11 protein-coding genes are annotated in these 13,023 nt (G+C 64.7%); 6 read left to right on the forward strand and 5 right to left on the reverse strand.

From position 1 onward, the window contains the following. The 5 genes from B3446_RS25025 to leuC form a co-directional block, all read right to left on the reverse strand. Window positions 1-965, reverse strand: a 965-nt coding sequence (locus B3446_RS25025) for a type IV pilus assembly protein FimV (protein ID WP_291386497.1), incomplete at its 3' end; no start/stop codon positions are given. Between the two features lie 327 nt (window positions 966-1,292). Continuing rightward, entirely contained in the window at window positions 1,293-2,423 is a 1,131-nt protein-coding gene (gene asd, locus B3446_RS25030) for an aspartate-semialdehyde dehydrogenase (RefSeq protein ID WP_175184985.1), read from the reverse strand. A 280-nt stretch (window positions 2,424-2,703) separates the two neighbouring features. Then, window positions 2,704-3,780, reverse strand: a complete 1,077-nt coding sequence (gene leuB / locus B3446_RS25035) for a 3-isopropylmalate dehydrogenase (protein ID WP_175123995.1) — start codon at window positions 3,778-3,780, stop codon at window positions 2,704-2,706. Window positions 3,781-3,809: 29 nt separating this feature from the next. Beyond that, window positions 3,810-4,460 (reverse strand): 3-isopropylmalate dehydratase small subunit, encoded by a 651-nt coding sequence (gene leuD / locus B3446_RS25040; protein ID WP_175123994.1) that lies wholly within the window; start codon window positions 4,458-4,460, stop codon window positions 3,810-3,812. 23 nt (window positions 4,461-4,483) lie between these two features. Then, window positions 4,484-5,887, reverse strand: coding sequence for a 3-isopropylmalate dehydratase large subunit (gene leuC, locus B3446_RS25045; RefSeq protein WP_175123993.1), 1,404 nt, complete (start codon window positions 5,885-5,887; stop codon window positions 4,484-4,486). Window positions 5,888-6,418: 531 nt separating this feature from the next. Here leuC and B3446_RS25050 point away from each other — a divergent pair. The 6 genes from B3446_RS25050 to B3446_RS25075 form a co-directional block, all read left to right on the forward strand. After that, window positions 6,419-7,924, forward strand: coding sequence for a TolC family outer membrane protein (locus tag B3446_RS25050; RefSeq protein WP_175184984.1), 1,506 nt, complete (start codon window positions 6,419-6,421; stop codon window positions 7,922-7,924). Between the two features lie 24 nt (window positions 7,925-7,948). Continuing rightward, the gene (locus B3446_RS25055) at window positions 7,949-8,161 is read left to right on the forward strand and encodes a hypothetical protein (RefSeq protein ID WP_105238190.1); all 213 of its coding nucleotides are present in this window, start codon (window positions 7,949-7,951) and stop codon (window positions 8,159-8,161) included. Next, window positions 8,145-10,310 (forward strand): type I secretion system permease/ATPase, encoded by a 2,166-nt coding sequence (locus tag B3446_RS25060; RefSeq protein ID WP_409515352.1) that lies wholly within the window; start codon window positions 8,145-8,147, stop codon window positions 10,308-10,310. Before B3446_RS25055 ends, B3446_RS25060 begins: the two co-directional genes overlap by 17 nt. A 7-nt stretch (window positions 10,311-10,317) precedes the next feature. Then, window positions 10,318-11,739, forward strand: a complete 1,422-nt coding sequence (locus B3446_RS25065) for an HlyD family type I secretion periplasmic adaptor subunit (RefSeq protein ID WP_291386504.1) — start codon at window positions 10,318-10,320, stop codon at window positions 11,737-11,739. Between the two features lie 19 nt (window positions 11,740-11,758). Continuing rightward, a complete protein-coding gene (locus tag B3446_RS25070) occupies window positions 11,759-12,415 on the forward strand; it encodes a response regulator transcription factor (RefSeq protein WP_175138570.1) in 657 nt (218 codons plus the stop codon). Between the two features lie 84 nt (window positions 12,416-12,499). Next, on the forward strand, window positions 12,500-13,023 hold a 524-nt coding region (locus B3446_RS25075), incomplete at its 3' end, for a retention module-containing protein (RefSeq protein WP_291386507.1).

The raw sequence follows: 13,023 nt of genomic DNA on the forward strand, positions 1-13,023 counted from the left end.
GCGAGCGCGCGGTCGGCGGACGTCTTGGCGTCTGCCTGCGCCTCTGCCTGCGCGGCGGCGCTGTCCTGGGCCTGGCCGGTCGACAGGCGCACGCGATCTTGCGTCGGCGCCGCCGTGGCCACGCCCGAATCAGCCGGTGGGGCGACCGTGCCGGAGGCGGCGTCCTGGCCCTTGACCACCGACGGATTCGCACCTGCCGCTGCGCCCACCCGTCCGCGGTACTTCGCGTACGCCTCGGCATGCTCGTTGAAGATGCGGCGAGCTTCGGCGGGATCGATCGCGCGCACCGTGGCGGCGTCCGGAATCTTGAGCGTCTGGCCGGAACGCACCAGATTCATGTTGTTCTGAATGAAGGCCTGCGGATTGGCGCGCCACAGCGCGACCAGCATCTGATAGACCGACGCGTTCGGCACCGCATTGCGCTGGGCGATGGCAAACAGATAATCGCCCGACTTGACCGTGACCGTGCCCGACGTGCCGCCTGCACGGCCAGGGGCGCCCACGGCGGCGGGCGTGACATCTGCGCTGGTGCCGCGCAGCGGCACCAGGATGCTGACCTGCACCTGCCGTTGTCCCGAGCTGGAATTGATGTCGAGCAGCAGATCCACAGCCCCGCTCGCCGGCGCCTGCGTGGACCGCACCCGCAGATTCTTGCGCGTCGGGTCGATCCCGTCTTCGACGCGAACCACCATGCTGGCAAGCGGCACCGGCGGCTTGACGCCCGCGCGCTGCCAGGCAGCTTCGTCGGCAATGGAAACCTTGAGTGAGCTGATTTCTTCGGGCGTCAATTCCTGCAGACCCACGGTCGCCTGCAGCGGCGCGCCCGGCACGGAAACGACGCGCGAATGCCCGACGCGCATGGCCAGCGCCGACCCGCAAACGCTTGAGCCGATCGCCAGCGCAATGGCCCACTGCAGGGCTTTCAAACGGCGGGCATGCTTCACGTGGCGCGAACGCTGGGTCATAAGCTGGAATTCCGTTCTTGTAATCGAATTACGGGCCTCGGCCCATTCGCGCCATTTGCGGCGCAAAAAACAGCCTCAATTCACCCGAAAAGTGTAATGGATCAAGCGCATTTCACAAACCTGAACGGGGCACGCACGTTGGCCGGCGGGCACACCGGGGGCCTTTTGCGAATCGGGCCGCGCGCCGCGCGCAACCCGCCTGCGCCACGTTGGTGCACCCAACGCTTTCGTACGTCCCACCGCGTGCCAAAAAACAAGGGCACCCGAAGGTGCCCTGACTGCATCGTTGCGTGAATCGGGCAGCTGAAAGAGCCGCCCGCCACGGCATCAGGCTTCGTTCAGCGCGATGCGCAGCATGCGGCGCAGCGGCTCGGCAGCGCCCCACAGCAGTTGGTCGCCCACCGTGAAGGCGCCCAGGTATTGCGAACCCATCGACAGCTTGCGCAGGCGGCCAACCGGAATGTCCAGCGTGCCGGTGACGGCGACGGGCGTCAACGCGGACACGGTGGCTTCCTTGGTGTTGGGAACGACCTTGGCCCACTGCGTGCCCTGCGCGATGAGGGCTTCAATCTCGTCCAGCGGCACGTCGCGCTTGAGCTTGATGGTCAGCGCCTGGCTGTGGCAGCGCATGGCGCCGATGCGCACGCACAGGCCGTCGATCGGGGTGGGCGCCGTGCCGAAGGCGGCGCCGCGGCCCAGGATCTTGTTGGTTTCGACTTCGCCCTTCCATTCTTCCTTGGACATCCCGTTGCCCAGGTCCTTGTCGATCCAGGGAATCAGGTTGCCGCCGAGCGGCACGCCGAAGTGCTCGTGGGGCAGCGCATCGTCCTTCTGCTTGGCCAGCACGCCGCGGTCGATTTCCAGGATGGCCGAGGCCGGATCGTCCAGCAGGGACTTGACCGACTGGTTGATCTCGCCGAACTGGGTCAGCAGTTCACGCATGTGCTGCGCGCCGCCGCCGGACGCGGCCTGGTAGGTCATGGAGGTCATCCATTCCACCAGGTCGTTGTTGAACAGGCCGGCCAGGCCCATCAGCATGCAGCTGACGGTGCAGTTGCCGCCGATGAAGTTGCGCACGCCGCGCTTGAGCGCCGCGTCGATCACCGGGCGGTTGACCGGGTCCAGCACGATGATGGCGTCGTCGGCCATGCGCAGGGTGCTGGCCGCGTCGATCCAGATGCCGTTCCAGCCCGCGCCGCGCAGCTTGGGATAGACCTCGGACGTGTAGTCGCCGCCTTGCGCCGTCACGATGATCGGCAGTTTTTTCAGAGCGTCAATGTTGTAGGCGTCTTGCAGCGGACCTGCGCCAGTTGCCCAAGTGGGCGCGGCGCCGCCAGCGTTGCTGGTGGAGAAAAACACCGGTTCGATCAGTGCGAAGTCGTTCTCGTCGCGCATGCGTTGCATGAGCACCGAGCCGACCATACCGCGCCAGCCGACAAGGCCTACTGCTTGATTCATTTCAATCGCTCTTTAAAGGGGGTGACAAGATAAGGAGGGGGGAAATTTCGTGCAATTCAACAATTTATCAGAATGCACGCAGGGATGTTGCACTGCAGCTCGAAAAAAACGGGGCCGCAAGCACGGGAGGATGAATCCGGCGCATGGCGGCAACAGCGATGCATGATCCCCAAAACAGAGGGGCCACCCGCCGGGCGGCCCCTCTGTATATACGCCGCTGCGCGCTCATAACGATGCACGCGTCGGTCAGGACCGCCTCGCAGCGGTCCAACGCAAGGGATCAGCCCAGGGCCTTCAGGACGGCGTCGCCCATGCCGGCGGTGCTGACCTTCGTCGTGCCCGGTTCGAAGATGTCGGCGGTGCGCAGGCCGCTGGCCAGCACGCTGCGAACGGCCGCTTCAATGCGATCCGCCTGCGGCGCCAGGTTCAGCGAGTAGCGCAGCAGCATGGCGGCCGACAGGATCGTAGCCAGCGGGTTGGCGATGCCCTGTCCCGCGATGTCCGGCGCCGAACCGTGGCTGGGCTCGTACAGGCCCTGGCCGCTGGCATTCAACGAGGCCGAGGGCAGCATGCCGATCGAACCCGTCAGCATGGCCGCTTCATCGGAAAGGATGTCGCCGAACAGGTTGCCGGTGACGATGACGTCGAACTGGCGCGGGTTGCGCACCAGCTGCATCGCCGCGTTGTCGACGTACATGTGCGACAGCTCCACGTCCGGGTACTCGCGCGCCACTTCGATCACGATGTCGCGCCAGAACTGCGAGGTCTCGAGCACGTTGGCCTTGTCGACGCTGCACAGCTTCTTGTTGCGCTTCTGCGCCGATTCAAAGCCGATGCGCGCGATGCGGCGGACTTCGGATTCGGCGTAGCGCATGGTGTCGTAGCCTTCGCGCTCGCCGGTGAAGGCGCCGTCCGGCGACGAACGCACGCCGCGCGGCGTGCCGAAATAGATGTCGCCGGTCAGTTCGCGGATGATCAGGATGTCCAGACCGGACACGATCTCGGGCTTGAGCGACGAGGCGCTGGCCAGTTCCGGATACAGGATGGCCGGACGCAGGTTGGCGAACAGGCCCAGCGCCTTGCGCAGGCCCAGAATGGCTTGTTCGGGACGGAACTCGCGCGGCAGCGTGTCGTACTTCCAGTCGCCAACCGCGCCGAACAGCACGGCGTGCGATTCCTTGGCCAGGTTCAGCGTGGCGGGCGGCAGCGGGTGCTCGAACTTGTCGAACGCGGCGCCGCCGACCGGCTGCTCTTTGATGTCGAAGGGCACATCCAGCGCCTTCAGGACGCGCACGGCCTGTTCGACGATTTCCGGGCCGATGCCGTCACCCGGCAAGACTGCGATGTTGTGGGTCATTGAATAGCGATCCTGTGTCGATGGTTTGATCAGGCGATGGGGCGGCTTTCGAGCCACGGATGACGGGCCAGGCGCTCGGCCTCGAAGGCGCGGATCTTGTCCGAATGGCGCAGCGTCAGACCGATGTCGTCAAAGCCGTTCAAGAGGCAATACTTGCGGAAGGGTTCGATGTCGAAACCCATGGCGCGGCCGTCCGCGGCAATCACGACCTGGCGGTCCAGATCAATGTTCAGCTTGTAGTTCGGGAACGCCTTCACTTCGTCGAACAGGCGCGCCACTTCCAGCTCCGACAGCACGATCGGCAAGAGGCCGTTCTTGAAGCTGTTGTTGAAGAAGATGTCGGCGTACGACGGCGCGATGATGGCGCGGAAACCGAACTGCGTCAGCGCCCAGGGCGCGTGCTCGCGGCTGGAGCCGCAACCGAAGTTCTTGCGCGCCAGCAGCACCGAGGCGCCCTGGTAGCGCGGCTGGTTCAGCACGAAATCCGGATTGACCGGACGCTTGCTGTTGTCCATGCCCGGTTCGCCGTGATCCAGATAGCGCAGCTCGTCAAACAGATTGGGGCCAAAGCCCGTGCGCTTGATGGACTTGAGGAACTGCTTGGGGATGATGAGGTCCGTGTCGACGTTTTCGCGGTCGAGCGGCGCCACCAGGCCTTCGTGAGTGGTAAATGCTTGCATGATGTCTACTCGGTGCTTGTCGCTTAACGGAACGTGCGAACGTCGACGAAATGGCCGGCGACGGCCGCGGCGGCGGCCATGGCCGGGCTGACCAGGTGCGTGCGTCCGCCCTGCCCCTGCCGGCCCTCGAAGTTGCGGTTCGAGGTCGAGGCGCAACGTTCGCCGGGTTCGAGGCGGTCGGCGTTCATGGCCAGGCACATCGAACAGCCCGGCTCCCGCCATTCAAAGCCGGCTTCGATGAAGATCTTGTCCAGGCCTTCGCGTTCGGCCTGCTGCTTGACCAGGCCCGAGCCCGGCACCACCATCGCCTGGCGCACATTGGACGCCACGCGCTTGCCGCGCGCCACGACGGCCGCGGCGCGCAGGTCTTCGATGCGCGAATTCGTGCACGAACCGATGAACACGCGATCCACGCGGATGTCGGTCAGCGGGGTATTGGGCTTCAGGCCCATGTATTCCAGTGCGCGCTCCATGCCGCTGCGGCGCACGTCGTCTTTTTCGCGGTCGGGGTCCGGCACGCGGGAATCCACCGGCAGCACCATTTCGGGCGACGTGCCCCAGGTGACCTGCGGCTTGATGTCGCGCGCGTTGACTTCAACCACGGTGTCGAACTTGGCGCCTTCGTCGGTGTGCAGCGTGCGCCAGTATTTGACTGCCTGGTCCCAGACGACGCCGGTGGGCGCGAACGGACGGCCGCGGAAATAGTCGATGGTCTTGTCGTCGACGGCGACCATGCCGGAACGGGCGCCGGCTTCGATCGCCATGTTGCAGACGGTCATGCGGCCTTCGACGGAGAGCGCGCGAATCGTGCTGCCGGCAAATTCGATGGCGTGACCCGTGCCGCCGGCCGTGCCGATGATGCCGATGATGTGCAGCACCACGTCCTTGGCCGTACAGCCGAACGGCAGCTCGCCGTCGACCTTGATGAGCATGCTCTTGGCTTTCTTCATGAGCAGCGTCTGCGTGGCCAGCACGTGCTCGACTTCGGACGTGCCGATGCCGAAGGCCAGCGCGCCCAGTGCGCCGTGCGTGCTGGTGTGCGAGTCGCCACAGACCACGGTCATGCCCGGCAGGGTCGCGCCCTGCTCCGGTCCGATGACGTGGACGATGCCCTGGCGCAGGTCGTTCATGCGGAATTCGGTGATGCCGTACTTGCCGCAGTTGTCGTCCAGCGTGTCAACCTGCAAACGCGAGATCGGGTCGTCGATGCCCTGCGCGCGGTTCATCGTGGGCACGTTGTGGTCGGCCACGGCCAGGTTGGCGCCGGTGCGCCACGGCTTGCGGCCAGCAATCGTCAGACCCTCGAACGCCTGCGGGCTGGTGACCTCGTGCAGCAGGTGGCGGTCGATATAGAGCAGACAGGTGCCGTCTGATTCCTGGTGGACGATGTGGGCGTCCCAGAGTTTGTCGTAAAGAGTTTGGGCCATGGATGCGCTCTGCAAATAGACAATCCGGCTTGAGTCCGGCGCGATGGGTAAAACGCTTCCCTGCCGCGCCGGCTGCTGCGGCATGAAAAGGATTATGCCCAGCCACCAAACCTAGTACAAGCACACCTTATATACCAGTACTGCCACTACCACGATGGACGTATTTCAAAGGGGAGCGCGGCCGCTGTGTCAACATGTTGCATAACTGGCAGAACACGCGCCCATATTTGAGATAGATACAAATTGGTAAACAAAATAGATACAGAACTCTCAAATAGATATAATCGCCGCATGCCCCCGAAATGGGTAACTTCGAAATAATACGTAATAATCCGTATTAATAGAAATGAAAAACTTTCGGTTAGGCAATGTTCGTGCAAATTCGAAGAAGTAGTTAGATGTTGCGCGAAATTCACCTTATGGACCGCCAGCAACAATCCTCAAGAGTTAACAAATCTTGACTCGCCAAAGCTGACATTTACATACAACATGGCGGCCATTCAATCTCAACTTGACTCGCGAATAATCACTATGGCTTCGTTTTTGCTCAAAAGCACGACCTCGGTCCTTGCCCTTGCATTTGCCCCCGCCGTTTTTGCACAGTCCGCGACGCCCGTCGCTGCGGCGCCCGCCGGGCAACCGCAAGTGACGTTGAACCAGATCGTCGAGCAGACCCTGCTCAGCAATCCTGAAATCCAGGCCAAATACCACGACTTCCAGGCGTCCCTGGAAGGCCAGGCCGTCGCCCGCGCCGCCTACTTCCCGCAGATCAATGCGCAGGGGTATCTGGGCCGCGAATGGCGCAACAACGTGCCCGGCGTCGGCTCGCAGAGCTGGAACCGCCCCGGCTGGAGCGTCGAACTGCGCCAGCTGATTTTTGATGGCTTCCGCACCACCAACGACGTCAAGCAGGCCGGTTTCGACAAGCTGGCACGCTTCTATGACGTGCTGGCCACCAGCGACAACACCGCCTTCACCGCCGTGCAGGCCTATATCGACCTGCAGCGTTATCGCGATATGGAGCTGCTGGCTCGCCAGAATTACTCGCTGCACGAAAGCACCCTCAAGCAGATCGGCGAGCGCACGGAATCCGGCGTCGGCCGGCGCGTCGACCTGGAACAGGCTGGCGGCCGTCTGTCGCTGGCCCAGACCAACCTGATGACCGAAACGGCCAACCTGCTGGACGTGCAACAGCGCTTCCAGCGCGTGACTGGCGCCTTCCCGCCTGAATCGATGCTGCCGGCGCCTGACATCGCCGACAAGCTGCCCAAAGCCCCGGGCAATTTCAATGAATCGCTGCGCCGCAACCCCAGCTTCCTGTCCAAGCAGGCCAGCCTGCAGGCCGCGCAGGCGGGCGTGCAGTCGTCCAAGGGTGCGTTCTCGCCGAAGTTTGAGTTCGTCGCCAACACGGGCCGCGACCAGAATGATCCGACCCCGCAAAGCCGTGACATCCAGAGCTCCAGCGTCCAGGTCGTGATGAGCTACAACCTGTACCGCGGCGGCGCCGACTCCGCCCGCGTGCGCCAGACCGCCAACCAGTCCTATGCCGCCCGCGACATCCGCGACTACACCTGCCGCAACGTGCAGCAGGACCTGGCCGTGGCCTGGAACAACATCACCAGCCTGAGCCAGAAGCTGCCCTTCCTGCGTGACCACGAGGTGGCCACGACCAAGGTGCGTGATGCGTACGCGCAACAGTTCCAGATCGGCCAGCGCTCTCTGCTGGACCTGCTGGACACGGAAAATGAACTGTTCGAATCGCGCCGTGCGCTGACCAATGCCATTTATGATCTGCGTCTTGCGCAGTATCGCTGGCTGGCGCTGTCCCACACCCTGCTCCCGGCACTGTCGCTGCAACCCGCGCGCAATGAAATGCCCGAGGAAAACGGCAAGCTGGAAGTGTCGGACGAAGTGATCAAGCTGTGCAATTCGACCGTTCCGGACACCGCCCGACTGGCTCCGGTGCGCGTGCATTACAACGAAGGCACCCTGCCCCCCACGCTGGTGCCGGTGAACGCGCCTGCCGCCCGGCCCTGACCGGAGCAGCCGCAAGGAGGCCCAATGGCAAACAAGGGCAGTGATTTCTCGCAGTTGGACGCGGACTTTGTCCGCGTCCTTGAAGACTTAATTGACGCGTTGATCGCCAACGGCACCTTGCGGATGACAGACCTGCCTGTCCAGGCCCAGCAAAAGCTCACCCAGCGCAAGCAGCAGCGTGCGCGTCTCTCGGAACACCTCGACCTGTTGGATGACGAAGATGGACAAGTTATCTGAGAAGGCCGCCCGGGATTGGCGCGCTGATGCTCGTGCCGCGCACGACGATCCGCTGCTCGATTGCCTGGTGGAAATCACCCGTCTGCATGGCGTGACTGCCACCGCGCAGGCCTTGTCCTCGGGCCTGCCCCTCGAAGAACACCGCCTCACGCCCGCCCTGCTGCCTCGCGCGGCCGCGCGAGCGCAGCTTTCGGCACGCGTGGTCAAGCGCACGCTGGATGACATCTCGCAGGACCTCCTGCCGGCCATCCTGCTGCTCAAGGGTGAGCGCGCGTGCCTCCTGCTCAAGAAGGACGGCGGCAAGTTCGTGGTCAGCCATCCTGAATTGGGCGGCAGCTCTTTCGACATGGATCCGGCCGAACTGGCCGAGCAGTACAGCGGGCTGGTGTGCTTCGTCCGCCCGCAATTCCGTTTTGACGCCCGCGCCCCGGAAGTCGCCAAGGTGCGCGAGCGCCACTGGTTCTGGGCGGCCATCATGGAGAACCGCCGGCTGTACCGCGACGCCCTCGTCGCGGCGCTGCTGATCAACGTGTTCGCCATGGCGATGCCGCTCTTCACCATGAACGTGTATGACCGCGTGGTGCCGAACAACGCCGTCGAAACGCTGTGGGTGCTGGCCATCGGCATCACGCTGGTGGTGATCTTCAACATGATCCTGAGCACGGCTCGGTCGCATGTGGTGGACAGCGCCAGCAAACGGGTGGACATCCGGCTGTCCGCGCAGATCATGGAACGCGTGCTGGATCTGCGCCTGGAAGGCCGCCCGGTCTCGGTCGGCTCTTTTGCCGCCAACCTGCGCTCGTTCGAATCCATCCGCGACTTCATCGCGTCGGCCACCATCACCACGCTGGTCGACCTGCCCTTCATCCTGCTGTTCCTGGCCGCCCTGGCCTGGATTTCGCCGTGGATGATCCTGCCGCCGCTGGTCGCGATCGTGCTGATCCTGCTGGTGTCGCTGGCCGCGCAGGCGCGCATGGAAGCGCTGACGATGGCCTCGTTCCAGGCGTCGTCCCAGCGCAACGCCACGCTCGTCGAAGCGCTCACCGGCCTGGAAGCCGTCAAGACACTGAACGCCCAGGGCGCGATCCAGCGCAACTGGGAGCGCGCCACCGAATTCATCGCGCAGACGGGCGGCAAGCTCAAGCTGATCTCGTCGTCCACGGTGGGCTTCGTGCAGGCGGTCCAGCAGCTCGTGTCGATTGCCGTCGTGATCATCGGCGTGTATCTGGCCCAGGAATCGGCGTTGTCGATGGGCGGCATCATTGCCGCATCCATGATCGCCGGCCGGTGCCTCGCGCCGCTCGGCCAGGTGGCGGGCCTGCTGATGCAGTACCAGAACGCGCGCACGTCGCTCGGTTCCATCGACAATTACATGAAGATGCCGATCGAGCGTCCGGCCGAGGCAGAATTCCTGCATCGCCCGGTGTTCCACGGCGGCCTGGAGTTCCGCGACGTGACCTTCGCGTATCCCGGCAGCACGCAGCCCGTGCTCAAGAAGGTGTCGTTCAAGCTCAAGCCCGGCGAGAAGGTCGGCATCATCGGCCGCATCGGTTCCGGCAAGACCACACTGGAGAAGCTGGCGCTGTCCCTGTACCAGCCCACCGAAGGCGCCGTGCTGCTGGACGGCGTGGACGTGCGCCAGATCGACCCGGCCGACGTGCGCCGGGCCATCGGCCACGTTCCGCAGGATCCCCTGCTGTTTTACGGCAGCCTCAAGCACAACCTGGCGATGGGCGCGCCCTACGCCGACGACGCCAGCATTCTGGCGGCGGCCAACATGGCCGGCGTGACCGAGTTCGCCAACCTGCACCCCAATGGTTTCGACATGATCATCGGCGAGCGCGGCGAATCGCTCTCCGGCGGCCAGCGCCAGTCGGTGGCCGTGGCCCGCGCGTTGATCAACGATCCGCCGATCCTGCTGCTGGACGAGCCCAGCAGCAACATGGACCACCAGAGCGAAGCCCAGCTTCGCAAGCGTCTGGGCGAAGCCAGTGCGACCAAGACGATCCTGCTGGTGACGCACCGCACCGCGCTCCTTGAACTGGTCGACCGCCTTATCGTGATCGACAACGGCCATATCGTGGCCGACGGTCCGAAGGAACAAGTTGTCGAAGCCCTGCGTCAAGGACGCGTTGGACGCGGAAGCTGAGAAGACCATGCTGAACAATCCTGGAGCCCCCAAGCACGGTTTCTTTGGCAACCTGCTGCGCGCCCCGCGCAACCTTTTCGTCTTCTTCTTCGATCGCATCCTGGACGGCGCCGACAAAGGCAAACCCGTCCAGCGGTCCGACTACATCGGCAACGCCGAATGGGTCATCCACGAGTCCCAGGCGCGCGGCTCGCGCATCCTGTTGTGGACCTCGCTGCTGGCCACCATGGGCCTGCTCGTCTGGGCGGGCTTTGGCAGCATCGACGAAGTGGTCCGCGGCGAAGGCAAGGTCGTGCCGTCCCGTCAGGTGCAGATCATCCAGAGCCTGGACGGCGGCATCGTCGAAGAAATCCTGGTCCGCCCTGGCCAGGAGGTCGAGGCCGGCCAGATCCTGCTGAAGATCGACTCCACCCGATTCTCTTCGTCGCTGGGCGAGAACAACGCGGAATACCTGTCGCTGCTGGCCAAGTCGGCCCGCCTGAAGGCCCTGGCCACGGGCGAGCCCTTCGTCACGCCCGAGGAAGTGCTCAAGCAGGCGCCCGGCCTCGCCGAAATGGAACGCAACGCCTGGCAGGCGCGCAACACGGAGCTGAACGCCACCGTCAACGTGGCCCGCGAGCAGCTCAAGCAGCGCCAGGAAGACCTGCGCGAAACCATCGCCAAGCGCGACCAGGCCTCGGCAAGCTGCGGCCTGACCTCGCGCGAGCTGCAGGTGACCCGCCCGCTGCTCAAGAGCGGCGCCGTGTCCGAGGTCGACCTCCTGCGTCTGCAGCGCGACGTCGCCCGTTATTGCGGCGAGCAAAAAGGCGCCGAGGCGCAGATCGACCGCTTCCAGGCTTCCATCAAGGAAGCCGAAAGCAAGATCCAGGAAGCCGAGCTGAACATCCGCAACCAGGCCCGCAGCGAGCTCTCTGAAACCAACACGAAGCTGGCGACGCTGCGCGAAGGCAAGGCCGCGCTGGTCGACCGCGTCAAGCTGGCCGAAGTGCGCGCTCCGGTGCGCGGCACCGTCAAGACCCTGTTCAACAACACGGTGGGCGGCGTGGTGCAGCCGGGCAAGGACATCATCGAGATCGTCCCCAAGGACGACACGCTGCTGCTCGAAGTGCGCATCCAGCCGCGCGACATCGGTTTCCTGCACGCGGACCAGAAGGCTGAAGTGAAGTTCACGGCCTACGACTTCGCGATCTACGGCGGCCTGGAAGGCCGGGTGGAACAGATCGGCGCGGACACCGTGACCGACGAGAAAGGCAATTCCTACTACGTCGTGCGCGTGCGCACGGACCGCAGCACGGTAGGCGACAAGCTGTTGCCCATCATCCCCGGGATGGTGGCAGAGGTTCATATCCTGACAGGCAAGCGCACGGTGCTCCAGTACCTGCTCAAGCCCATCCTGCGGGCGAAGTCGAACGCCTTCACCGAACGTTAATGGAGAGCTTCAAGGCCTTATGAAACCCATTCCCGTCTTGTTGATTACGCACGACGACCTGCTCTGGCAGCACTGGCGCGCGCTTGACCCGGCGCGCTGGATGGCTGCCCGCGGGCGAGGCCTGGCGGATCTGCAACGCTGGCGAGAACAAGGCCGTACGCTGGCGGTGCTGGATGCCGACGTGCCCAAGCTCCCCTCCTGGCACGATCCAGCCTGGACGCCGACGCTGGCCGGCCTGCATGTCGTGGTCGCCAGCGCCAGCCCCAACGACGAGCAAGGCACGCAGGCGCTGGGCGCCGGCGCGCACGGCTACTGCCACAGCTATGCGCAGCCCGCCGCAATGGCGCAGGCGCTGGAAGTCGTCGCCTCCGGCGGCATCTGGATGGGACGCTCGCTGGTGTCCCGCCTGCTCAAGCTTGTCACCGAGCGCGCGCAGGACGCGCACGCCTGGGACGGCGGCCGGCTTACCGAACGCGAAATCACCGTCGCGCGCTACGCCGCCAGCGGCCAGGCCAACGCCCAGATCGCCGAGGCGCTGGGCATCACGGAACGCACCGTCAAGGCGCATCTGTCGGCGGTGTTCGACAAGCTGGGCGTCACCGACCGCCTGCAGCTTGCGCTGCTGGTTCACGGCATTTCCGCCCCGACTGACGCGCGCAGCAAAATCACTGCGTGAACCTGTCCTCAAGGACAATATCCGCCGGCATCGGCGACCCGTAGTATCTGGCCATCTTGGATAACTCCCTGAAACGGAACCAACATGGCCAACTCCTCCCCCGCAGTCGTCAACGAAATCTCCGGTCGCGCGTGGATACGCAATAGCGACGGTTCCCTGACCGAACTGCATCAAGGCAGCAAAGTCCCCGCCGGCAGCGACATCGTCACTGCCTCGGGCGCCACGGTTTCGCTTCAGGTTGAAAACGGCATGCCGATCGTGATTGGCGAAGGCCGCGAAGTCGCCGTCAACGGCGACATGACCGGCCCGCTGGCCGATCCGACGGAAGCCGCCGTCGCACCGCCCTCGGGCACCGATTCGGACCGTCTGCTGGCCGCCCTGCAAGCCGGCCGCGACCCGTTCGACGAATTGGATCCCACGGCCGCGGTCGTGGCCGGCGGCGGCGAAGCCGGCGGCAGCAGCTTCGTCCGCCTGGCCCGCATCCTGGAAACCACCAGCCCGCTGGACCTGGCCTACCCGAACCCGGCGCGTGGCGACGATACGCTGCAGCGCGTGTCGGGCGCGGCGCTGACCGGCGATGACGGCGACGCCGCCGCCACGCCCACGAC

The sequence above is a fragment of the Achromobacter sp. UBA5777 genome (assembly GCF_002418565.1).
GTDB lineage: Bacteria > Pseudomonadota > Gammaproteobacteria > Burkholderiales > Burkholderiaceae_B > Achromobacter > Achromobacter animicus.

What these genes read in the sequence shown, in the direction of transcription:
- asd (WP_175184985.1), bottom strand. Translation starts at nt 2,423, where the DNA reads ATGAATCAAGCAGTAGGCCTTGTCGGCTGGCGCGGTATGGTCGGCTCG.
- leuB (WP_175123995.1), bottom strand. Translation starts at nt 3,780, where the DNA reads ATGACCCACAACATCGCAGTCTTGCCGGGTGACGGCATCGGCCCGGAA.
- leuD (WP_175123994.1), bottom strand. Translation starts at nt 4,460, where the DNA reads ATGCAAGCATTTACCACTCACGAAGGCCTGGTGGCGCCGCTCGACCGC.
- leuC (WP_175123993.1), bottom strand. Translation starts at nt 5,887, where the DNA reads ATGGCCCAAACTCTTTACGACAAACTCTGGGACGCCCACATCGTCCAC.
- B3446_RS25050 (WP_175184984.1), top strand. Translation starts at nt 6,419, where the DNA reads ATGGCTTCGTTTTTGCTCAAAAGCACGACCTCGGTCCTTGCCCTTGCA.
- B3446_RS25055 (WP_105238190.1), top strand. Translation starts at nt 7,949, where the DNA reads ATGGCAAACAAGGGCAGTGATTTCTCGCAGTTGGACGCGGACTTTGTC.
- B3446_RS25060 (WP_409515352.1), top strand. Translation starts at nt 8,145, where the DNA reads ATGGACAAGTTATCTGAGAAGGCCGCCCGGGATTGGCGCGCTGATGCT.
- B3446_RS25065 (WP_291386504.1), top strand. Translation starts at nt 10,318, where the DNA reads ATGCTGAACAATCCTGGAGCCCCCAAGCACGGTTTCTTTGGCAACCTG.
- B3446_RS25070 (WP_175138570.1), top strand. Translation starts at nt 11,759, where the DNA reads ATGAAACCCATTCCCGTCTTGTTGATTACGCACGACGACCTGCTCTGG.